Source organism: Maribacter sp., from assembly GCA_020629415.1.
Taxonomy (GTDB): domain Bacteria; phylum Bacteroidota; class Bacteroidia; order Flavobacteriales; family Flavobacteriaceae; genus Maribacter; species Maribacter huludaoensis.
This window is the reverse complement of the sequence record JAHDDL010000011.1, coordinates 27,318-49,645: the sequence shown is the minus strand read 5'-3', so window position 1 is coordinate 49,645 and position 22,328 is coordinate 27,318. Positions and strand designations below refer to the sequence as shown.

The 22,328-nt window shown below is 36.9% G+C and carries 20 protein-coding genes; 9 read left to right on the top strand and 11 right to left on the bottom strand.

Annotated features, from left to right (window positions below; translation table 11 throughout):
• Positions 1–58: 58 nt before the first annotated feature.
• From QZ657_RS06530 to QZ657_RS06515, 4 genes are all read right to left on the bottom strand, one after another.
• Positions 59–1,087, bottom strand: a complete 1,029-nt coding sequence (locus tag QZ657_RS06530; RefSeq protein WP_027066022.1) for a rod shape-determining protein — start codon at positions 1,085–1,087, stop codon at positions 59–61.
• A 56-nt stretch (positions 1,088–1,143) separates the two neighbouring features.
• Entirely contained in the window at positions 1,144–2,676 is a 1,533-nt protein-coding gene (purH, locus tag QZ657_RS06525; RefSeq protein WP_291965739.1) for a bifunctional phosphoribosylaminoimidazolecarboxamide formyltransferase/IMP cyclohydrolase, read from the bottom strand.
• Positions 2,677–2,768: 92 nt separating this feature from the next.
• On the bottom strand, positions 2,769–3,218 hold the full coding sequence (locus tag QZ657_RS06520) for a GAF domain-containing protein (protein ID WP_291965738.1): 450 nt from the start codon (positions 3,216–3,218) through the stop codon (positions 2,769–2,771).
• Positions 3,219–3,329: 111 nt separating this feature from the next.
• Positions 3,330–4,430: a hypothetical protein gene (locus QZ657_RS06515; RefSeq protein ID WP_291965736.1), complete on the bottom strand. Its 1,101-nt coding sequence runs from the start codon at positions 4,428–4,430 to the stop codon at positions 3,330–3,332.
• A 188-nt stretch (positions 4,431–4,618) separates the two neighbouring features.
• Between QZ657_RS06515 and QZ657_RS06510 the strand changes: the two genes are divergently transcribed.
• The 7 genes from QZ657_RS06510 (at position 4,619) to QZ657_RS06480 (ending at position 12,599) form a co-directional block, all read left to right on the top strand.
• Positions 4,619–5,032, top strand: coding sequence for an HYC_CC_PP family protein (locus QZ657_RS06510; RefSeq protein WP_412759677.1), 414 nt, complete (start codon positions 4,619–4,621; stop codon positions 5,030–5,032).
• A 62-nt stretch (positions 5,033–5,094) separates the two neighbouring features.
• The gene (locus QZ657_RS06505; RefSeq protein ID WP_291965733.1) at positions 5,095–5,865 is read left to right on the top strand and encodes a hypothetical protein; all 771 of its coding nucleotides are present in this window, start codon (positions 5,095–5,097) and stop codon (positions 5,863–5,865) included.
• Positions 5,866–5,889: 24 nt separating this feature from the next.
• Complete coding sequence (locus QZ657_RS06500) at positions 5,890–6,519, top strand: heavy-metal-associated domain-containing protein (RefSeq protein ID WP_291965731.1); 630 nt, start codon at positions 5,890–5,892, stop codon at positions 6,517–6,519.
• Positions 6,519–7,352: an NHL repeat-containing protein gene (locus QZ657_RS06495; protein ID WP_291965729.1), complete on the top strand. Its 834-nt coding sequence runs from the start codon at positions 6,519–6,521 to the stop codon at positions 7,350–7,352. Before QZ657_RS06500 ends, QZ657_RS06495 begins: the two co-directional genes overlap by 1 nt.
• A gap of 60 nt (positions 7,353–7,412) precedes the next feature.
• The gene (locus tag QZ657_RS06490; protein WP_291965727.1) at positions 7,413–9,905 is read left to right on the top strand and encodes a heavy metal translocating P-type ATPase; all 2,493 of its coding nucleotides are present in this window, start codon (positions 7,413–7,415) and stop codon (positions 9,903–9,905) included.
• A 21-nt stretch (positions 9,906–9,926) separates the two neighbouring features.
• On the top strand, positions 9,927–12,215 hold the full coding sequence (locus QZ657_RS06485) for a TonB-dependent receptor (RefSeq protein ID WP_291965725.1): 2,289 nt from the start codon (positions 9,927–9,929) through the stop codon (positions 12,213–12,215).
• Between the two features lie 21 nt (positions 12,216–12,236).
• Positions 12,237–12,599: a heavy-metal-associated domain-containing protein gene (locus QZ657_RS06480; RefSeq protein ID WP_291965723.1), complete on the top strand. Its 363-nt coding sequence runs from the start codon at positions 12,237–12,239 to the stop codon at positions 12,597–12,599.
• A gap of 412 nt (positions 12,600–13,011) precedes the next feature.
• On the opposite strand, the gene groL is transcribed toward QZ657_RS06480, so the two are convergent.
• The 7 genes from groL to miaB form a co-directional block, all read right to left on the bottom strand.
• Complete coding sequence (gene groL, locus QZ657_RS06475) at positions 13,012–14,646, bottom strand: chaperonin GroEL (protein ID WP_276471066.1); 1,635 nt, start codon at positions 14,644–14,646, stop codon at positions 13,012–13,014.
• 116 nt (positions 14,647–14,762) lie between these two features.
• Positions 14,763–15,041, bottom strand: coding sequence for a co-chaperone GroES (gene groES, locus QZ657_RS06470; protein ID WP_036156781.1), 279 nt, complete (start codon positions 15,039–15,041; stop codon positions 14,763–14,765).
• A gap of 144 nt (positions 15,042–15,185) precedes the next feature.
• Entirely contained in the window at positions 15,186–15,545 is a 360-nt protein-coding gene (gene secG / locus QZ657_RS06465; protein WP_276471067.1) for a preprotein translocase subunit SecG, read from the bottom strand.
• A 6-nt stretch (positions 15,546–15,551) separates the two neighbouring features.
• The gene (locus tag QZ657_RS06460; RefSeq protein ID WP_291965720.1) at positions 15,552–16,673 is read right to left on the bottom strand and encodes a hypothetical protein; all 1,122 of its coding nucleotides are present in this window, start codon (positions 16,671–16,673) and stop codon (positions 15,552–15,554) included.
• Between the two features lie 4 nt (positions 16,674–16,677).
• Complete coding sequence (locus QZ657_RS06455; RefSeq protein WP_291965718.1) at positions 16,678–17,199, bottom strand: LptE family protein; 522 nt, start codon at positions 17,197–17,199, stop codon at positions 16,678–16,680.
• A gap of 21 nt (positions 17,200–17,220) precedes the next feature.
• Positions 17,221–18,507, bottom strand: a complete 1,287-nt coding sequence (locus QZ657_RS06450) for a sigma-54 interaction domain-containing protein (protein WP_276471070.1) — start codon at positions 18,505–18,507, stop codon at positions 17,221–17,223.
• Positions 18,508–18,526: 19 nt separating this feature from the next.
• Complete coding sequence (gene miaB, locus QZ657_RS06445; RefSeq protein ID WP_291963157.1) at positions 18,527–19,972, bottom strand: tRNA (N6-isopentenyl adenosine(37)-C2)-methylthiotransferase MiaB; 1,446 nt, start codon at positions 19,970–19,972, stop codon at positions 18,527–18,529.
• 151 nt (positions 19,973–20,123) lie between these two features.
• Between miaB and QZ657_RS06440 the strand changes: the two genes are divergently transcribed.
• Positions 20,124–20,867, top strand: a complete 744-nt coding sequence (locus QZ657_RS06440) for a hypothetical protein (RefSeq protein WP_291965717.1) — start codon at positions 20,124–20,126, stop codon at positions 20,865–20,867.
• A gap of 58 nt (positions 20,868–20,925) precedes the next feature.
• Positions 20,926–22,191 (top strand): LVIVD repeat-containing protein, encoded by a 1,266-nt coding sequence (locus QZ657_RS06435; protein ID WP_291965716.1) that lies wholly within the window; start codon positions 20,926–20,928, stop codon positions 22,189–22,191.
• Positions 22,192–22,328: the final 137 nt, after the last annotated feature.

Genomic DNA, 22,328 nt, shown 5'->3' with positions numbered 1-22,328 from the left:
ATTTTTTTTTTCAAGGTTATCAGTATTAAGTAAGAAGTTGTTTTTTTCAACAAGCTTCTTACTTAATTAAAATGCTCTTGTATCGTTCTAAATTCTTAAGTGCAATACCTGTACCACGTACTACGGCACGCAATGGATCTTCTGCTATGTAAACCGGTAAATCGGTTTTTTGAGATAACCTTCTGTCCAGGCCACGTAACATAGAACCACCACCTGCAAGGTAGATACCTGTATTGTAAATATCTGCAGCTAATTCTGGGGGAGTTTGAGATAACGTTTCCATAACCGCGTCTTCAACTCGCAGAATAGATTTATCTAAAGCCTTTGCTATTTCTCTGTAAGATATTTGAACTTGTTTTGGTTTTCCTGTTAACAGATCACGCCCTTGTACAGATTTTTCATCTGGTGGAGATTGTAAATCTTCTGTTGCGGAACCAATTTCAATTTTAATTGCCTCTGCTGTACTTTCGCCAACATATAAATTATGTTGTGTACGCATATAATAAATGATGTCATTAGTAAATACATCACCCGCAATTTTTACCGATTTATCACAAACAATACCACCCAAGGCAATAACCGCAATTTCAGTAGTACCACCTCCTATATCAACGATCATGTTTCCTTTTGGTTGCATAATATCCAAGCCAATACCAATAGCTGCGGCCATAGGCTCATGAATAAGGTATACTTCTTTACCGTTTACACGTTCTGCGGACTCTTTTACCGCACGCATTTCAACTTCCGTAATGCCAGAAGGTATACAGATGACCAAACGTAATGCAGGTGGAAACCATTTTTTCTTTAATGCAGGAATATTCTTGATGAACATCATCAACATCTTTTCAGATGCATCAAAATCTGCAATTACACCATCTTTCAATGGTCTAATCGTTTTTATGTTCTCATGGGTTTTACCTTGCATCATATTGGCTTCTTTACCAACTGCAATGATTTTTCCACTAATTCTATCTCTGGCAACGATGGAAGGGCTATCGACAACTACCTTGTCATTATGAATGATAAGAGTGTTAGCTGTACCTAAATCTATAGCTATTTCCTCGGTCAAGAAATCAAAAAATCCCATATGTGATATTTAAATTTTAGATAAAAGGGTGTATTTCATCGACAAAAGTAATGAAATTAATGCTTGAAATGACGTGTGCCCGTCATCACCATTGAAATTTTGTGTTCGTTGCAATAATCTATGCTTAATTGGTCTTTTATGGATCCGCCTGGTTGTATTACACTGGTGATTCCTGCTTTATCGGCAATTTCAACACAGTCAGGGAACGGGAAGAAAGCATCACTTGCCATAACCGCACCATTAAGGTCAAAATTAAAAGACTCTGCTTTGTGTATGGCTTGGTTCAAGGCATCCACTCTACTGGTTTGACCGGTACCACTTGCGCAAAGTTGTTTGTTTTTGGCTAAAACAATGGTATTGGATTTTGTATGCTTACAAAGTTTTGATGCAAAAATTAAATCCTCTAATTCTTGATCTGTAGGTTTAGTGGTAGTTGCATTCGTAAGGTCTGCAATAGCATCTGTTTTATGATCTTTTTCTTGAAGAAGCATGCCGTTTAAACAAGTTCTTACTTGCATTTCTGGCATGTCAACTTCATTTTGGATCAAGATGATTCTGTTTTTCTTTCCTTTTAAAATTTCCAATGCTTCGGCATTATAGCTAGGAGCTATAACTACCTCACAGAACAATTTATGAATTTCTTCTGCGGTAGCCTTGTCAATTTCTTTATTGCTAATTAGAACTCCGCCAAAAGCTGAAACAGGATCACCGGCCAAAGCGTCTACATAGGCTTGGTGTAAAGTTTCTCTTTGTGCTAGTCCGCAAGCATTATTATGTTTTAGAATAGCAAAAGTAGGAGCATCATTTTTAAATTCCAGCATCAAATTAACGGCGGCATCAACATCTAATAGATTATTGTATGATAGTTCTTTACCGTGAAGCTTAGAGAACATTGCATCAAAATCACCGAAGAAAAATCCTTTTTGGTGAGGGTTTTCTCCGTAACGTAAAACCTTACCGTTAGTTTCGCTAACTTTTAATGCAGCGATATCATGGTTTTGGTTAAAGTAGTTGAATATGGCAGTATCATAATGAGAAGAAACGTTAAAGGATTTTGCAGCAAAACGCTTTCTGTCTTCAAGGCTAATATTTCCGTTGTCAGCAGAAATCACTTCAAGAAAATCAGCATAATCTTCCATTGAGGAAACGCAAGTAACATCTTTAAAGTTCTTGGCTGCGGCACGTATAAGCGAAATACCACCTATATCTATTTTTTCAATGATATCTTGTTCAGAAGCACCGCTTGCAACGGTTTTTTCGAACGGATATAGGTCAACAATAACAATATCTATTTGTGGAATTTCAAATTCGGCCAATTGGGCAACATCGCTTTCGTTGTCCTGTCTGTTTAAAATACCGCCAAATACTTTTGGGTGTAAAGTTTTTACTCTTCCTCCTAAAATAGAAGGGTAGCTTGTTACATCTTCTACGGGAACAACCTCAATTCCTAAATCAGTTATGAATTTTTCGGTTCCTCCGGTAGAGTAAATTGTGATTCCTAATTCTTGAAATTTTCTTACTATGGGCTCTAATCCGTCTTTATGAAAAACTGAAATTAAGGCTGAAGATGCTTTTTTTACACTGCTCATTTTATGATGCTTAAATGTTTTTAATAAGCAAGCAAAAGTAATTTTTTTGCAGTTATAAAATGAGCTAGTTTATCAACAAAAAGCCTAAAGTTTTAAAGAATTTTGGCTACTTCAAAATTTACAAATTCCAAAAAGGTCTCATCTGCCTTGGTAAAAGGATCTGGAGTGTTAGAATCTATATCTATTTGACCAATATTTTCACCATTTACAAATAAGGGAATTACTATTTCTGATTTAACGGTTATACTACAAGCTATATAGTTGTCTTGTGCTTGAACGTCAGGTACCACAAAATTTTCATTGCTTTCGGCTACTTGACCGCAAATTCCTTTTCCAAAAGGAATTATGGTGTGATCTGTAGGTGTACCTGCATAAGGACCTAATTTAAGTTCTCGCTTGTCACCGTTCTTAAAATAAAATCCTACCCAGTCATAATGTGGTACGTTGGCTTTTAAAAGCTCACATATATCCTGCATTTTGGCATCCGGTGTTTTGTTAGAATCAACAATGGAACTTACTTGAGGTCTTAGCGTATCGAACATAATTTTTTTCACAAAAATACATATTGTTGCAATGTAACCGTATACGCTAAAACAAAAAAAAGAGGATGTTTTTCAACATCCTCTTTTTTATATACGAAATATGAATTTAGATTATGGTTGAATCTTAACATCGAATTCAATAAAATCGTTATTGTTGAAACCAGCTTCTATAGCGGTAATTTTAATAAGGCCTTTTTTGCCATAGTTGTCTACGAACTCTATTACGTCACCTACACTTAGGTTTGTAATTTTTTGAGCGCTAGAACTAGCTATAAAATTTAGTTCACTATTTAGGGCTATTGCATCAAATGCAGCAACGTCAATTGTTGCAGAAGTAGCAAAGAACATTTGGTTCAACGTTTCCGTAGCGGCATTTTCTTCGTCTGCACCAGGCTTAAGTCCTTCAACGTCAAAACCAAAAGAAGCGTCATATTGCTCTGTTGAGGCAAAAGAAGCATTGTCGCCGGCAGAAGGGCCAGAAGCACCATAGTAATATCCAAAATCCCAGAAAGCTCTAAATTCAGGACCTACATCAATTCTATAAACGGTTTCGTTCAATAAAGAAAAGAAAGATTCCGTTGATCCATCTTGTGCCGGGGCAAAAAGTTTAACATCTGTAAATTCCCTTACGGCAGCGGTAGGGTTGGTACCATTACCAACTGTTACCGTAATTTGACCAACACCTAAAGCCAATCTTTTTGAGCTATCTCTAAAGTCACCTTTTCCTGTAGTTGTCCAAAAAGAGTAAACAATTTCTCCATTTTCAATATCCGGAACCGGTAACGGAAAAGAAAAATCGATTTCTTTCTTTGTAGCACCATCCAAATCAATAGAGCCATCGGCCTTTAATGCTTTGTCCAAATCATCACTTACCAAATCAAAAGAACTAAAAGGCATTTCTCCTTGTCCCAAATAGTTTTGGGTAATGTACATTCTACGTTGTGTTGTAGCGTCTGATGTAAAAATAACTCTACCTGTAACGTTGGTACCTGCTTCACCACTAGCAGATGCCGTAGTTATATTTGAGGAAGGAACAGCTTCGTTGAAAACAATTGTTGCCACTTCTGGCTCATTGGTGTTATCACCGCTATCATCTCCTGTAGTGTCATCTGGTAATGGGGTATCAAAAATTGACCCGTCGTCAGAGCTACAACTGCCTATGAACAGGGCAATAGTGCATATTAGGAAAATCTGTTTAACTTGTTTTTTCATAATTTTTAATTTTGATGATTAGTGTTTATTGATTACTGTTTGTTAATGTGTTAACTCTTTTAACTTAAAATTTCTTAGAATCGTATATTTGGCACATTGTTTATTTTGTAGGATAATTCTTTAGCAAAAATTTCGTTAAAGAAATCTAGTATAACTACTTTGCTATTAATATTTTGTAATTTTGAAGTGTGAAACAATTGCTACATAAACTATTTTCCGTTTTCATGGCAGTGCTATTGTTATTGTCCACAATATCGTGGACAGTAGAAAAGCATTTGTGTATGGGGCGTGTTATGGATGTTGCACTGTTTGATCAAGCAGAAGATTGCGGAATGAAGCTGGGTATCTCTTTATTGGAAGATGTGCCATCTATTAAGAAGCATTGTTGTAATGATGAAGTCTTTACCGTGCAGGGGCAAGATGATTTCGCTCAGGATTTTTCAAAATTCGATTTTTCTCAACAAGTATTCTTAATTTCCTTCACAACTTCTTATTTAAACTTATTTCAAGAGTCTACGGATAAGGAAGTTGTTTTTGATTCTTATCCGCCGCCTATATTGGCAGAGGATTTGAACATACTGCACCAAGTTTTTTTGATTTGATTTAAACGTGTTATACGTCGCTTTTTTGCGTTCACACACTTTTTAATCAAATCTAACATTCAATGAAAAATTTTACTTGGCTTTTAGCCATTATCCTATTAGGGATACAATATTGTGAGGCACAAGGTCCTCCTATTACTGCCGATAAACCCATTATGTTGGGTGGCGGTAGCTTTACTGCAAAAACCTTAACAGAGATACGGCATACGGAAAGAGGTGATTTCACCTATGTTCCATTAATGCTACATTATTTGCCAACTTCTAATTCTTTGGTGGCAATACATTTACCTTATATAAATTATGATATCGAAAACGGACCAAGAGGTAGCAGTTTAGCGGATATTAAAATAATGGGTAAATATCAATTCTTTAGAAAAGATGGTACAGGCAAGACCTTTAGAATGGTAGCCAAAACTTTACAAACACTGCCTACTGGTAGGGAATTAGATGTGATGGATTTAAGTACTGGCAAATATGCAGGGTATTATGGCATTGTTGCGGGTTACGAATCGCTGAAATATGGTATTTCTAACGAATTGGGCTATAATTGGGTACCCGATGGTAGCTTGGATGCGTTGACCCATAAAATTGGTTTTGGTCTTCCATTGTTAAAACCACAGTATCCTAATAAACAAATCAATCTGTATTTTGAATATACCAACTCTTGGCTCGTAGAGCGTGATTGGTATCAATTGTTGTACGCACAAGGGTTACAGTATGCAAGAAAGAATGTTACGTTCGACTTGGCTGTACAGGTGCCTTTGGTAAACGATATTGAAGCAGGTCGTAAATTAAACTATAGCCTGTTTTTAGGTACTAGATATTCATTTTAATATAAATTTTTAAAACATAAAATAATGAAAAAATCAATAATTATATCGGCGTTGTTAACGCTAATGGTTGTCTTTAGTGCGGTTGCACAAGATGGTAAGGATAAGTTTATGGTGCAGGTAGATGGTCTAGGCTGTCCGTTTTGTGCATATGGACTTGAGAAGAAATTCAAAGAGTTTAAAGGTATTAAGAATGTGAAAATAGATATTGAAACAGGAGACTTTAGTTTTTCTTATCCAGCGGAAAAAGCATTAACACTAGCTGATGTAGAGAAGCAAGTTGAAAAAGCGGGTTACACACCTATTACAGCAAAAGTTGAGCGTGCAAATGGGACGATTGAAGAAACTTCAGCAGCTGAAATGACTAAGAAGTCAGAAGGATCCGTAAGCAAAAATATTATGGTAGCAGGTAATTGTGGCATGTGTGAAGCCAGAATTACTAAAGCAGCGGGATCGGTAGAGGGTGTGTCCGAAGTTTCTTGGGACAAGGATACCAAAATAATGAAAGTAACTTTTGATGCAGGAGTAACTTCTCTTGAAAAAATTGAAAAGGAAGTAGCGGTTGCAGGTCATGATACCAAAAACCATCAAGCACATACCGACGATTATGGAAATCTACCAGCATGTTGTAAGTACGAACGTTTAAGCTACAAATAATGAGAAAAAGTATATGTATACTCATCGTTTTAGTCTTCGCATCTGCTTGTAAAGAAAAAGCAACTGTTCCTAAAGAGTGGGTATTATCTAAAACTCTTCAGTTAGATGGCGTGAATCCTATTGGGTTAACTCAGGTAAATGGTGCTATTTGGCTTTCAGATGGCGACCACAACCGTTTGGTGAAAATTGATAAAGAAGGCAAAATCACGGAAACTGTAGACTCATTAGACAGACCAATGCATATTGATGCTATAAAGGAGACAATTTTTATTCCTCAGTATGGGAAAGATGTTATTGAAACGGTTGATAAAAAAGGAAGGTTTATAATGCAGGTTTCAGATTCATTGGATGCACCTGCGGGAGTTTCTGTTTATGAAAATGAACGGGCAATTGCAGATTTCTACAATAATCGAATTCTCTATTTTGATGGCAAAAGCTGGATTTCCTTTGGTAAAGAAGGAAAAGCGGAAGGGGAGTTTTATTATCCTACAGATGTACAGATTACCACGGATAAGATTTGGGTGGCAGATGCCTATAATAATCGAGTACAAGTGTTCGATAAAAAGGGCGGTTTCCTTCAAATGATGGGTCAAAATCAAAAGATGAATGCGGCAACAGGGATTTTTGTTTCGGCTGATGAAGTGTTTGTAACTGATTTTGAAAACGACCGTGTTTTGGTTTTTGATATGATGGGTGAGTTACTACAGGTGTTAAAAGACCAGATAGAAAAACCAACGGATATGATGATCAAAGACGATATGCTGTATGTAATTAATTATAGAAACAGCAAGCTTAATATTTTTGATAAACAGCCGATTGTAGCAAAGGATTAAAAGGTCAAATAGGATATCTAATTAGGTGTTCAGATTTATAAAATAATTATAATAAATCGTATGAAACATACATATACTATAGTTGGCATGACCTGTAATGGATGTAGGTCTCATGTAGAAAAGACATTGGCGAATATTGCTGGTGTAACCAGTGCTTCTGTAGATTTAGAAAAAGCTGAAGCTACTTTAGAAATGGATTCAGAATTGACTTTGGCTACTTTGCAAAATGCCATGAAAGAAGATGGCGGTCATTATTCTATACATGAATTAGGAGGGCAACATCACAAAGAAGTGAATCCTAAGAAAGTTGAAAATGGCAATGGTACTTTTTATTGCCCCATGCATTGCGAAGGAGATAAAACCTATACAGAGCCTGGCGATTGCCCGGTTTGTGGTATGGATTTGGTGGAAGAGGCGAGTGTTAGTAGTCGTAGAGGTCAGGAATATACGTGCCCAATGCACCCTGAGGTGGTCCGTGATGAACCGGGTGATTGTCCTATTTGTGGTATGGATTTAGTGCCAAAGCAAGCTGATGTTTCTGCTGAAGAGAAAAGTTATAATAAGCTTTTAAAAAAGTTTAAAGTAGCAGTAGGTTTTACATTGCCCATATTCATTATAGCAATGTCTGAGATGATTCCTAATAATCCGCTTCATAATATTTTGAGCTTAAGAAACTGGAATTGGGTGCAGTTTGCACTATCAATTCCTGTTGTGTTTTATGCAACTTGGATGTTTTTTGAGAGAGCCTATCGTTCTGTAAAAACATGGAACTTGAATATGTTTACGTTGATAGGGATTGGAGCAGGTGTGGCTTGGTTGTTTAGTGTATTTGCTATTTTGGTCCCAGATTTTTTTCCTCCACAGTTTAAGACAGACCAAGGTACGGTTCATGTGTATTTTGAGGCAGCTACGGTTATATTAACTCTAGTTTTGTTCGGACAGCTATTAGAGGCACGTGCGCATAGTAAAACTAATTCTGCGGTAAAGGAACTTCTTAAGCTAGCTCCAAATAAGGCAATTCGCATTGTTGATGGTAAAGAGGAGACAATTGCAATAGATAACATAGTAAAAGGAGATTTGCTTAGGGTAAAGCCTGGGGATAAAATACCTGTTGATGGAAGCGTGCATGAAGGCGAAAGTACGGTAGATGAATCTATGATAACGGGCGAGCCTGTTCCGGTACAGAAAGTGGAGGGTGATCATGTAAGTTCTGGGACAATTAATGGTAAGCGTTCTTTTGTGATGATAGCAGAGAAGGTTGGTTCAGATACGTTGCTATCCCAGATTATTGACATGGTGAACAAGGCAAGTCGTAGCCAGGCGCCAATTCAAAAATTAGCAGATAAAATCTCTAGTTATTTTGTGCCTGCTGTGGTGTTCATTTCTGTAATCACCTTTATTGTTTGGGTCATTTTTGGTCCAGAACCTGCTTATGTATATGCTTTGGTCAATGCTATTGCTGTATTGATAATTGCATGTCCATGTGCCCTAGGTTTGGCTACTCCAATGTCCGTAATGGTGGGTGTAGGTAAAGGAGCACAATCTGGCGTGCTGATAAAGAATGCAGAAGCTTTAGAACGAATGGATAAAATTGACACACTAATTGTAGATAAGACTGGTACCATTACGGAAGGAAAACCATCCGTAGAGAAGGTGGGTTGTATTTCTGAGATTAATCAGGAAAAGGTATTGCAATATATTGTTTCATTAAATCAGCAAAGTGAGCACCCATTGGCAGATGCAACTGTAAAGTATGGAAAGGCGAATAATGTAAATGTTTTAAAAGTTGAAGATTTTAATTCGGTTACAGGTATGGGCGTCACTGGTAAGATAAATGGTGAGTTTATAGTTTTGGGTAACGAGAAGATGATGAATGAGGCTCAAGTATCCATTTTAGATAGTTTAAAGGCAGATGTAGTTTCTCATCAAAAACTTGGAAAAACAGTTTCTTACTTGGCAATTGGTGATAAGGCGGTTGGTTTTGTTGCAATCGGAGATAAAATTAAGGAGACGAGCAAAAAAGCTATTGAAGAGTTGCAGAAAGCCGGTATTGCGGTGATAATGCTTACCGGAGATAATCATGATACGGCAAAAGCGGTAGCGGAACAATTAAGCCTGGCAGATTTTAAAGCAGGTATATTACCACAGGATAAATTGGCTGAGGTTGAGCGTTTACAATCTGAAGGAAGAAAGGTAGCTGTTGCAGGAGACGGTATTAATGATGCACCTGCTTTGGCAAAAAGCGATGTGGGTATTGCCATGGGTACGGGAACAGATGTTGCCATTGAAAGTGCTGCAATTACTTTGGTAAAAGGAGATTTACATGGAATTGTAAAGGCATATAACCTTAGTAATGCGGTTATGAAGAATATAAAACAGAATTTATTTTTCGCCTTAATTTATAATACGGTAGGTATACCAATTGCGGCGGGAGTGCTATATCCGTTTTTTGGATTATTGCTTTCTCCAATGATTGCGGCTTTAGCGATGAGTTTTAGTTCTGTTTCGGTAATTGCCAATGCATTGCGATTGCGAACGGTGAAAATTGATTAATCAAATTGAATTGAATATTAAATGAATAAATATATAGTAGTATTGCTTTTGAGCATGGTGCCTTATTTTAGTTTTTCTCAGGAAAAAGTAGAAGGTGTTGTTTTCGATTCTGACGCATCTAATGCATTGAGCCTTTCGGGAGCTAATGTCTATTGGCAAAATTCACAAACTGGGGTGGTAACAGATTTCGATGGTAAATTCTCCATTCCATATTTGAAAGAGTTCAATAAATTGATCATTAGTTACGTTGGTTTTGAATCGGATACACTGACTATAAATGCTCCAAAAACAATACGTGTTAGTCTTAAGCCATCTAATGAATTAGATGAAGTTGTTGTTCAGCAGCAAAGAGATGCTATACAGAAAACATATTTTAGTCCGCAGAACGTGATTACGGTAAACAGTGATGAGTTGTTAAAAGCCGCTTGCTGTAATCTGGCGGAAAGTTTTGAAACCAATCCGGCAATTGATGTAAATCTTTCTGATGGATTAACGGGAACCAAGCAAATTCAAATGTTAGGATTAACGAGTCCGTATTTGTTGATTACCCAAGAAAACATTCCTATGGTACGTGGGGCATCACAGGCATACGGATTAACATTTACACCTGGTACTTGGATAGAAAGTATACAGATTACCAAAGGTGCAGGTAGTGTGGTCAATGGTTACGAAAGTATTTCAGGTCAAATTAATACCGAGTTGGTAAAGCCGTTAACCGATAATGCAGTTTTTGTAAATGGTTATGCCAACCAAAACGGGCGTTATGAGTTGAATACACATTTCAATAGAAAGTTAACGGAAAAGTGGAGTACAGGTTTGTATATACATGGAAATAAGCGTACTCAAAAAGAAGATGGTAATGCTGATGGGTTTTTAGATGCACCTTTAGCAGATCAGATTAATGTTATGAACCGTTGGCAATATCAAGATGCGGAAAAAGGATTTGTCAGCTTTTTTAATGTTCGTTTTTTAAATGATGAAAAACAAGTGGGGCAAGTAGATTTTAATCCTGATACGGATAGAGTAGATGGAGGTAATAGGTCATTGAGCGGAGCCGAAGTTCCTGCACTGAGCGGAGCCGAAGTGTGGGGAAGCGAAATTAACACCCGTCGTTTTGATACTTCTTTAAAACTCGGCTATGTTTTTCCAGAATTACCCTTTCAAAGTTTAGGGTTTCAAACTTCTTATAGCTTACATAAGCAGGACTCTTATTTCGGATTTAGAACCTATGATATCAATCACGAGAGCCTTTATAGTAACTTAATATTTAATTCCATTATTGGAGATACCAGAAATAAATTTAAAACCGGAATCACCTTTGCTTATGATGGTTATGATGAAATGGTGACAACTACAGATTATTCTCGTGTAGATAATTCCGTTGGTGCTTTTTTTGAATATAGCTATGAAAATCTGGAAAAAGTGAGTCTCACCGCTGGTTTACGGGTAGATAATCATAATAGATTGGGAACTTTTGTAACACCAAGATTCCATATTAGATATACCCCTTGGGAAAAGGGAAGCTTACGAGGTTCGTTTGGTAGAGGTAAAAGAGCTGCCAATATTTTTGCCGAGAATCAGCAGTTGTTTGCATCGGCCAGAACCATCAATATCGCAGATTCGGGTGGTAGTGTTTACGGTCTAGAACCGGAGGATGCATGGAATTACGGAGTCAGTTTTTTACAAGGGTTTAATTTCTTGAATAGAAAAGGTGATATATCCTTAGATTATTACATTACTGATTTTGAAAACCAGATTGTAGTGGACTGGGAGACTCCTAAAGAAGTTTCGTTCTATAATTTAGACGGAAATAGTAGTGCCAAGAGCTTTCAGGTTGAGGTTAATTATGAGTTGCTATCGCGATTAAATTTAAGAACATCTTATAAGTTTTACGATGTTTCAACAGATTATAAAAGCGGAAATCTACAGAAACCATTACTGGCTCAACACCGATTTTTAGCTAACTTGGGGTATGAAACAGAAGCTAAGGAAAATGGTTCTCAGTGGAAGTTTGATTATACCTTACATTCTTTTGGAGATATGAGATTGCCCGATACCGGTACAAATGAACCAGAGTATCGGTTAGGGGAATATTCGTCGCCTTATAATAATATGAACGCACAGATTACAAAGGTGTTTTCTAAAACATTTGAGGTGTACATAGGTGGTGAAAATTTGTCTAACGTACAACAAGATACTCCGGTTTTAGGTGCAAATGACCCTTTTGGTCCCAATTTTGATACAACAATAGTGTATGCGCCAATAATGGGTAGAATGTTCTATGGCGGATTCCGATTTAAAATTTTCTAAATAACAAATACAATAATACCTATGAAAACAACAATTTTATCAATGGCAATGATGTTGATTGCAGTATTGACCTATGCTCAAGACAAGAACAAAAAAATGACTTTTGACGTAAATGGTAGATGTGCCATGTGTAAAGAGCGCATAGAGGAAGCTGCATTAAATGTAAAAGGCGTGAAATATGCCAATTGGAGTATACCTACACATCAGTTAGATGTAATTATGGATGAACGTAAAACCGATGCTATGAAAATAAAAACAGCAATTGTAGCCGTAGGTCATGATACCAAAGAATTAAAAGCTACAGAAGAAGCTTATAATAGTGTGCACCCTTGTTGTAGATATAGGGAAGATAATTCTGATGACGGCCAACATCATGATAATTAATTAAATGTTGGTGCAGCGCGTAATTCTAAAAAAGAAGAAGATCGTGTTTTAGTTAATCTTTTGCCAACAAAATAATCACGGTTCAAAATCTGAAATACATTAGCTATAGATTTATTTTAAAATTCTATACCAATGGCACAAGCAAAATCAGCAGGGAAACCAGCTGCAAAGCCTGCACCGGCAAAAGCTGGTAAAAAGGCCGCTCCAAAAGCTGCTCCTAGAAAGAAGTAGTCTAGTTTTTGCCTTTAGAAGGCGATACCGTTTGGACGATAAAACCACCTTCTGTAAATAAGGAAGGTGGTTTTTTTATTGATATAAGTATAAAAAAAGCTGCACTTGAAATTTTCAAGTGCAGCTTTAAATTTAATGTACGTTCGCAAACAAGCTAATAATTGCCTGTGGCGGCTCGCCACTACATCATGCCTGGCATTCCGCCACCGCCACCCATAGGAGGCATTGCGGGAGCATCTTCTTTAATATCTGTTAAAGCACATTCAGTAGTTAAGATCATTCCTGCAACAGAAGCAGCATTTTCTAATGCTACCCTAGTTACTTTCTTAGGATCTATAATACCAGCTTTCATCATTTCTACATACTTTTCAGACTTGGCATCATAACCGTAGTCGCCTTTACCTTCAAGTATTTTTGCGATAACTACAGAACCTTCTCCACCTGCGTTGGAAACTATTGTTCTTAAAGGAGCTTCAATGGCACGAGCTACAATTTGTAGACCGGTTGCCTCATCTTCATTATCAGTAGATACTTTAGAAAGAACAGATTTTGCTCTTACCAATGCAACACCACCTCCTGCAACGATTCCTTCTTCAACCGCAGCTCTTGTAGCGTGTAATGCATCGTCAACTCTATCTTTTTTCTCTTTCATTTCAACTTCAGAAGCTGCACCTACGTAAAGTACGGCAACACCACCGGCCAATTTAGCCAAACGTTCTTGAAGTTTTTCCTTATCGTAGTCAGATGTCGTAGTCTCAATTTGAGATTTAATCTGGTTAACTCTTGTTTTAATATCTTTTGCAACACCGCCACCATTAACAATAGTTGTATTGTCTTTGTCTATCTGTACTTTTTCACAAGTACCTAACATGTCTAAAGTAGTGTTATCCAAAGAGAAACCTCTTTCCTCAGAAATAACGGTACCACCAGTTAAGATTGCGATATCTTCTAACATTGCTTTTCTACGGTCACCAAAACCTGGAGCCTTAACAGCCGCAATTTTTAAAGAACCTCTTAATTTGTTTACTACCAATGTAGCCAATGCTTCACCATCAACATCTTCGGCAATAATCAATAAGGGCTTACCTGATTGCGCAACTGGCTCTAATACAGGAAGTAAATCTTTCATTGAAGAGATTTTCTTGTCAAATAACAAGATATAAGGACTTTCTAAATCAGAAACCATCTTTTCAGAATCGGTAACAAAATATGGAGAAAGGTAACCTCTGTCAAACTGCATACCTTCAACAACGTCAACGTATGTGTCTGTACCTTTAGCTTCTTCAACGGTGATGACACCTTCTTTACCGACTTTACCGAAAGCTTGAGCGATCAAGTCACCAATAGTTTCGTCGTTATTAGCTGAGATAGAAGCAACTTGCTTAATTTTCTCGGAAGAATCACCAACTTTTTTAGATTGCTTCGATAAATTTTCAACAATAGCTTCTACAGCTTTGTCAATACCTCTTTTAAGATCCATTGGGTTGGCGCCGGCAGCAACGTTCTTTAAGCCTTCTTTTACGATAGCTTGGGCAAGAACGGTAGCGGTAGTAGTACCGTCACCTGCAAGATCGTTGGTTTTAGAAGCAACTTCTTTAACCATTTGTGCACCCATGTTTTCTAACGGGTTCTCTAATTCTATTTCTTTTGCTACGGTAACACCATCTTTAGTTACTTGTGGAGCACCGAATGATTTACTGATAATAACATTTCTACCTTTTGGTCCTAATGTTACCTTTACAGCATTTGCCAATGCATCAACACCTCTTTTAAGGCCGTCTCTTGCATCTATATCAAACTTAATATCTTTTGCCATTTTAATTTTATTTTGATTAGTGACTCTTTGCACAGGGCAAAAAGTCAAGAAGATTATTATTTTTTAAATAAAAATTTAACGGCCAATAGCTTAATGCCAATAGCCGATTGCTAGTTTTAGATAATAGCAAGAATATCACTTTCTCTCATCATCAAGTAATCTGTACCTTCCAATTTCAGTTCGGTACCGGCATACTTTCCATAAAGAACCGTATCGCCAACTTTAACGGTAACACTGTCATCTTTTGTACCAGGACCCACGGCAACAACTTTACCTTTCTGTGGTTTCTCTTTTGCGGTATCAGGAATGTAAAGTCCGGATGCAGTTTTAGTTTCAGCTGCCATTGGCTCGATAAGAACTCGGTCTGCCAATGGTTTGATGTTAACTTTAGCCATAATTATTAATTTTTAAAATTGATTTTTAGTTTCGTGGATTTACTAAAGGCAGAAATTATGCCATTACCTATTTACTGACAAATTGTAAACAAAAAATGCCAGCTTATGACAAGCTGGCATTTAAAATATTTTGTGGTCGTAATGTTATAAACTATCAGACGGTGTAGTCTCATTGGTTACAGGTGGTGTAACTGTTTCTGGCAGTGCTTCTGGCACTACGGTCTCAATATCGTCCCCTTGTAATAATTTAGAATCCGTATCACCAAAGTTACCTTTAAGGGCAACGTTGGAAGCTAAGATTAAAACTATTAGCAATCCTGCCAAAGTCCATGTACTTTTATCTAAAAAGTCACCTGTTTTTTTTACTCCTCCAACAACTTGGTTGCCTCCTCCACCAAAAGAAGAAGAAAGTCCGCCACCTTTTGGGTTCTGTACCATGATCACTAATACTAACAATAAGCAAACAACAATGATAAGTATTAGGAAAATTGAAAATGTACTCATTCTAAATTATTTATTATCTTTTCGTAATTTTTCTACCGTCTTAATTCGGTCTGCAAAGAAACTACTTTTTTCTGGATATTTCAAACTTAAAATTTTGTAAGCTTGAATTGCATTTTTATACTTTTTTTGTTCTAGGTAAACCCTTGCTAAAGTCTCTGTCATAAGCTCATTATGGTCAATTTTAGAAGAGCTGGAAATATCTATGGTCGTACTCTGTTCGGTAGGGACAATTTTTGGGTTTGAAGCTATGAACTTGTCTATACGATCGTATTTCTTTTTAATGGCTTCGCTTTTGACCTTGGGTTTTCTTATAGGTTTTGGGGAAACTTTTTGTTTCTCTACCTTTTGTATAGTCTTTTCAATTTTGCTTTCTTTTACCTCTACTTGCGCTTCGGTAATTTCATCTGGGTTATTTTGGGCTACAACTTCTTCAGATTTTTCTAATGGTTTTTTTGAAGCTAGACTTAACCATTCAGAAAAAGAATATTTTTCTTTGGCATCGAAAGTTAGCGGTTTGCCTATATCCAAAGCATTTTCCTCTTCGGTATTGTCAGGATTTTTAGATTGAAAAAGTGCTGGGTCTAAAATTTTATCGGCATCTTCTTCATTTTGTGGCAATGGTTTATCTTCAGAAGAAATAATTAATGAGGCAGTGGACGCTGCGGCAATAATTTCAGGTGCATTGGTTTCTGTAGCTTCAATTTCGACTTCAACTTCTTCTGTAGCTTCGTCAGGTATATGTGACTCTTCTATTGTGTTGGGAGCATCCTCGTTTACAACAGTTTCAATTTCCTCTGTAGCAAGTGCGTTTTCAACCTCTTCTATTGGTTCTACTTTTTTATTTTCTTCTATTTCTGAAATAATAGTTTCCGAAACATTGGATTGTAGGAAGTCTTTAGAGGTAATAAATTCAAAAAGGACATCTCTATCGGTAGTATATGCCGCAGTTACCTTAAGTGCTTTGTTATACTTGTAGCTGTTTAAATTTTTTAATCCTTTTAAGTGTAGCGCTCGTGCAGCTTGAAAGTAAGGATACTCATCAATGATATCTTCTAAATGTTTGGTATGTATAGGTTCTACCACTTTGGTAGGGTGTTCTAGAAAATATGTAAAGTCCTTAACGTTCATGTTCTTACCAATCTGCTAATGAGGCGTTAAAAATATCTTGTGTCAACCGTTCAAAAATGATTTCGTGGGCTTCGCTCTTAATACTGGCTAATTGCGTGTCTGCCGGGTAATCATAAAAAAAAGAAAAACTTTGGTCAAAAGCGGCATCTTCTTTTAATTGATTGTAAAAACGTACTTTAACTCTCACAGAAAGTCTGTTTTGAGCTGCCGTTTGGGCTGCTGTTGCAGACATTGGGGAAATTTTATATTCGGTAATTTCACCTTCGTACAATAAATCTGGGTTGCCGGTACTGATCAGGTCTAAACTGGTTTGGTTTTGAATCCTATCTTGTAACGCTAACGTAAAGTCTCTATCTACACCAGGTTCAAATGTTGAGCCTGGACTTTGGGTTGCGTAATTTTGAAAATAATTTACTTTAAAAGTTTTTGCCTCACCTACATTGCCACCGGTAAAATTGTACACACCGCAACTTAATAGAAGAATTACGGGTAGTATATAAAGAATAGTTTTTTTTAGGTATTTCATGGAAATGAGATTCATTTTGTATTAAAGATCGTACTGCTTAATTTTTCGGTATAGTGTTCGTTCGGAAATGCCTAGCTCTGTTGCTGCGGCCTTTCTTTTTCCACGGTTACGTTCTAAAGATTTTTTGATCAATTCTACTTCTTTCTCTTGTAAAGATAGGGTTTCTTCCTCTTGAATTTCTTCGGCAAAATGATACTTATCTTCGTAGGATTCTTGAATTACAGAAGGTTCTTCCTGTTTTGGTTCTGGCAGGTGTAAAAGGCTAAGTGAAGATTCTTCTTGGGTATCATGTTCAATATCAACGTCTTCTTCGTCATCGTTACCGTAAATTTTACGAATCAGGTTTTCATTGTCTTTTTGAACCTTTTCAGAATCGTTGTTTTTTAAAAGCTCCATCGTCAACTTTTTAAGGTCGTTGAGGTCGCCTTTCATATCAAAAAGTACTTTGTACAGTATTTCTCTTTCGTTACTGAAATCGCTTTCAGATTTTGTGTTAGAGACTACCGCAGGTAAGTTGCTTGTAGTGTTGTGGGGCAAGTAGCCATTTAAAGTAGCAGCGTTAATTGCTCTGTTTTCTTCCAGTACGGAAACCTGTTCAGCTATATTTCTTAACTGACGTATGTTGCCAGGCCATCTGTATTTTGTCAATAAAGACACGGCATGCTCATCTAATCTTATAGTTGGCATCTTGTATTTCTGACTAAAGTCAGATGCAAATTTTCTGAACAATAAATGAATATCTCCTTGACGTTCGCGTAGTGGTGGTATGTTGATTTCAACCGTACTTAATCGATAGTACAGGTCTTCTCGAAAACGTTCTTTCTTTATCGCTTCGAACATGTTTACATTTGTTGCCGCAACAATACGTACATCTGTTTTTTGAACTTGAGAAGAGCCAACTTTTAAGAATTCACCATTCTCCAATACACGTAGTAAACGAACCTGTGTGGTTAAAGGTAGCTCCCCAACCTCATCTAAAAAAATGGTACCACCATCGGCAACTTCAAAATAACCGCTTCTGGTTTGCGTAGCACCTGTAAAAGCACCCTTTTCATGACCAAATAGTTCACTGTCAATGGTGCCTTCCGGTATGGCGCCACAGTTTACCGCAATATATTTTGCATGTTTTCTATGGGAAAGCGAATGAATAATTTTTGGGATCGATTCTTTACCTACACCGCTTTCACCGGTAACCAAAACAGAAATATCTGTTGCGGCAACTTGCATTGCTTTTTCTAGTGCACGATTCAGTTTGGGGTCTTGCCCAATAATTTCAAAACGTTGTTTTATGCTTTGTATGCTTTCCATATACAATGGCTACTAAAAGTTAATTGTTGTCAGAATACCCAACAGCAACACCTTTTAAGGTTGCTGAAGTGCAATCATTGATTTGAACATTTACAAAATCCCCAATTTTGTAGTTTTCCTTAGGGAAAACAACCACGGTGCTTTGAGAATTTCTGCCCATCCACTCGTTTTCAGATTTTTTAGAAGTTCCTTCGATCAAAACTTCTTGGATTTTGCCTACATGCTTTTCCGTTCTAAATTGACAGTGGCTTCTTTGTAGGGCTATAATTTCAGAAAGACGTCTCTTTTTTATAGGTTCAGGAACATCGTCTTCCATTTTTCTGCCGGCCAAGGTCCCTGGTCTTTCAGAGTAGGCGTACATATAACCAAAGTCATATTTTACATATTCAAGTGCTTTTAAGGTATCTGCATGGTCTTCTTCTGTTTCCGTTGGAAAACCGCTAATGATATCTTGAGAAATAGCACAATCAGGAATAATTTTTCTAATATTATCTATGAGTTCAAAATACTCTTCAATGGTGTGTAAGCGGTTCATTTCCTTTAAAATACGGTTGCTGCCGCTTTGTACAGGTAAATGAATGTGGTTGCAGATGTTTTTATGTTCTGCCATGGTCCTGATTACGTCCAGGGTCATGTCTTGAGGGTTCGAAGTAGAAAAACGAATGCGCATCTTTGGGTTTGCCAATGCCACCATGTCCAACAGTTTAGAGAAATTGGTAGCGGTAGCTTTTTGCATCTCAGATGCATTTTCAAAATTTTTCTTGAGCCCACCGCCATACCATAAATAACTATCTACATTTTGACCAAGTAATGTAATTTCTTTAAAGCCCTTTTGCGAAAGCTCTTGTATTTCGGCAAGAATGGACTGTGGGTCTCTACTTCTTTCCCTACCTCTGGTAAAAGGGACTACGCAAAAGGTGCACATATTATCGCATCCTCTGGTGATAGATACAAAAGCCGTTACACCGTTGGTGTTTAATCTAACCGGTGCAATATCACCATAAGTTTCATCTTTGGATAGAATTACGTTTACGGCATCTCTGCCAGAATCTACTTCTTTAATCAAGTTGGGTAGATCTTTGTAAGCATCTGGCCCTACGACCATGTCTACTATTTTTTCCTCATCTAAAAGTTTGTCTTTTAATCTTTCAGCCATACAGCCAAGAACACCTACTTTTAAATGCGGTCTAGATTTTTTTACCTTATTATATTCGGTCAATCTTTTGCGAATGGTCTGTTCCGCTTTATCTCTAATAGAACAGGTATTTACAAGTACTAAATCTGCATCTTCTAATGTTTGGGTGGTGTTAAAACCTTCGGTTGCCAAGATAGAGGCAACAATTTCACTATCGGCAAAATTCATTGCGCAACCATAGCTTTCTATAAAGAGGTTACGCTTGTTCGTTTCTTTTCCTTCAACTACCAAAGTTGTGCCCTGCACATTTTCGTCTATGGTTTTCTCCATTTTTGTAATACGTTGCGTATAAAATATTTTGGAAGGCAAAGATACTATTATAATCAAAAATATGACAAGATGACATGATTATTTAGGGTTTGTTTAGGCTTTGCACACGAAAATTATTTAGTTTTAGTACCAATTATAACCACCTCTATACATGAATTTAGAAAACTTGACTCAGCACATTAACACGAAACCAGATTTAGAATTCGGTACCATTTTCAGTAGGTCTATTGAACTATTTAAGAAAGTTTGGTTGCAAGGCTTTATCATTTTGCTCTTGACATTTGTTGTTATACTACCGTTTTATATTGTTTTGTATATCCCAATGTTCGCTTTGGGTATAACTGATCCAGTAGCATTGCAGCATGGTGAGTTACCGCCTATGGCAGCTATTGCATTAGCTATTCTTATGCCTGTTTTTTCAATAGGGGTGACCACATTTGCTTTAGCTTTAAATGCGTCATTTTTGAAAATTTGTAAAGAAAAAGATTTAGAGGATTTTACTAGTGATGATTACTTCTATTATTTTAAAGAAGGGCGTTTAGGCAAAGTGTTCATACTTGCATTATATACTTTTGGCCTATCGATTTTAGGGGTACTTGCCTGTGGTGTGGGCGTATTTTATGTCATGGTGCCAATTTCGTTGATACCTGCTTTTTTGGCGTTTTCAAATCATTTATCTCCTTTAGAAATGGTAAAGGCTAGTTTTACGTTGGGCAACAAAAACTGGTTGGTCATATTTGGTGTGGTGATTATTTCGGCATTTGTGGCGCAACTTGGCTTTATTTTATGTTGTGTGGGCGTGCTGTTCACTGCAATGTTAGGTAAAGTGCCGGTGTATTACATGTACAAGGATGGTGTAGGTTTTGGTGAGGTAAAGGAAATTTCAAATCATTGATAACGCAACTATTAGGTGTTTTTTCATCTAATGATTACAAACAGCTAAATTATTGTAAATGAAGAATTTTGTTTTTCTATTTTGTGCCATCGCATTATCTGTATTTGTTTCTTGTGACGATGACGGACCTTACCAAGATTACCAAGTTGCAAGACCTATTTTGCAAGATGCAATTACGTTTAAGGCAGAGGCCGTATCGGTTACTGAACCTGTGCCAGTGGTATCATCGGGCAAAATTTATGCTTATGGTAATTATATTTTTGTCAATGATGTAAATAAGGGTTTTCATGTAATCGATAATCAAAACCCTTCATCTCCGGAAAGTATCGCGTTTATAAAATTAGAAGGTAATAATGATATTTCTATAAAAGATGATAAAATATATGCCGATAGTTATGGGGATTTGGTCATTTTTGATATATCGGATATTAATAATATTTCAATAGCCGGGCGTATTGAAAATGCCATATATAATAATGGTGTTTGGGCTACGGATGTTGAATATCCGCAGGCAGATTTTTATGAATTCGGCGATATTGATTATGATAGGGATATTGTTATTGGCTGGGAAGTTGTAACGGAAAGAAGATCGGTAGAGGAGTATGAGTCTAGGTACAACTGTGATGGTTGTGAGCTAGATTCTCTTGAAAGTTTCAATGATAGTCCGCAGCCAAGTACCGGTCAAGGCGGTTCTTTGGCCCGTTTTAAGATAATTGGGAATTATTTATATGTCGTAGATTATAGTGATATAAATATTTTTGACATTACAGATGTAGAGGATGTACAGGTTTTGGATGATGTTCAGGTAGCCTGGGATATTGAGACCATATATAATCAAGGTGATATTTTATTTATAGGGGGCTCGCAGGGCATGTACATTTATGGAATTGAAAATCCGGAAAAACCAAAATTTATCTCAGAATTCAGGCATGGTACCGCTTGTGATCCTGTTGTGGTCGATGGCGGTTATGCATATGTAACCTTAAAAGGTGGTAATTTTTGCGGAAATACGGATAGTGGTCTTTATGTCATAGATATTTCTAACCTTGAAAATCCTGAACTAAAGGTTATCTACCCTATGGACGGTCCAAACGGATTGGGGATAAAAGATGATACGCTTTTTGTCTGTGATGGAGGTTCTGGTTTAAAGATTTATGATAAGACCAACGCTCCAAATCTTACGTTAATCAACACTTTTGAAAATATTGTAGCTTATGATGTCATTCCCTTGCCGTCATCTTTACTGATGATAGGTGACCGAACATTATACCAATATGAATATGTAGATAATGATATAAAATTACTCAGTACACTACAGTTGTAAAATTATTATTAGGTTAAAAAAAAGGAAGCTCAATCGGCTTCCTTTTTTTTAGTTTAAGCCACTAATTGGTTTATGCGTTGTAATATACAGGTGATAATATGCGTTAATTTCATGATTTTATTTGGTTGAACTCTGTT

Bases quoted from the DNA above. Each gene is read 5' to 3' on its own strand.
- QZ657_RS06435 (WP_291965716.1), top strand. From the start codon at position 20,926: ATGAAGAATTTTGTTTTTCTATTTTGTGCCATCGCATTATCTGTATTT.
- QZ657_RS06440 (WP_291965717.1), top strand. From the start codon at position 20,124: ATGAATTTAGAAAACTTGACTCAGCACATTAACACGAAACCAGATTTA.
- QZ657_RS06520 (WP_291965738.1), bottom strand. From the start codon at position 3,218: ATGTTCGATACGCTAAGACCTCAAGTAAGTTCCATTGTTGATTCTAAC.
- QZ657_RS06455 (WP_291965718.1), bottom strand. From the start codon at position 17,199: ATGAAATACCTAAAAAAAACTATTCTTTATATACTACCCGTAATTCTT.
- groL (WP_276471066.1), bottom strand. From the start codon at position 14,646: ATGGCAAAAGATATTAAGTTTGATATAGATGCAAGAGACGGCCTTAAA.
- QZ657_RS06505 (WP_291965733.1), top strand. From the start codon at position 5,095: ATGAAAAATTTTACTTGGCTTTTAGCCATTATCCTATTAGGGATACAA.
- purH (WP_291965739.1), bottom strand. From the start codon at position 2,676: ATGAGCAGTGTAAAAAAAGCATCTTCAGCCTTAATTTCAGTTTTTCAT.
- QZ657_RS06485 (WP_291965725.1), top strand. From the start codon at position 9,927: ATGAATAAATATATAGTAGTATTGCTTTTGAGCATGGTGCCTTATTTT.
- QZ657_RS06490 (WP_291965727.1), top strand. From the start codon at position 7,413: ATGAAACATACATATACTATAGTTGGCATGACCTGTAATGGATGTAGG.
- QZ657_RS06495 (WP_291965729.1), top strand. From the start codon at position 6,519: ATGAGAAAAAGTATATGTATACTCATCGTTTTAGTCTTCGCATCTGCT.
- QZ657_RS06500 (WP_291965731.1), top strand. From the start codon at position 5,890: ATGAAAAAATCAATAATTATATCGGCGTTGTTAACGCTAATGGTTGTC.
- QZ657_RS06530 (WP_027066022.1), bottom strand. From the start codon at position 1,087: ATGGGATTTTTTGATTTCTTGACCGAGGAAATAGCTATAGATTTAGGT.
- QZ657_RS06460 (WP_291965720.1), bottom strand. From the start codon at position 16,673: ATGAACGTTAAGGACTTTACATATTTTCTAGAACACCCTACCAAAGTG.
- groES (WP_036156781.1), bottom strand. From the start codon at position 15,041: ATGGCTAAAGTTAACATCAAACCATTGGCAGACCGAGTTCTTATCGAG.
- QZ657_RS06515 (WP_291965736.1), bottom strand. From the start codon at position 4,430: ATGAAAAAACAAGTTAAACAGATTTTCCTAATATGCACTATTGCCCTG.
- miaB (WP_291963157.1), bottom strand. From the start codon at position 19,972: ATGGAGAAAACCATAGACGAAAATGTGCAGGGCACAACTTTGGTAGTT.
- QZ657_RS06450 (WP_276471070.1), bottom strand. From the start codon at position 18,507: ATGGAAAGCATACAAAGCATAAAACAACGTTTTGAAATTATTGGGCAA.
- QZ657_RS06480 (WP_291965723.1), top strand. From the start codon at position 12,237: ATGAAAACAACAATTTTATCAATGGCAATGATGTTGATTGCAGTATTG.
- secG (WP_276471067.1), bottom strand. From the start codon at position 15,545: ATGAGTACATTTTCAATTTTCCTAATACTTATCATTGTTGTTTGCTTA.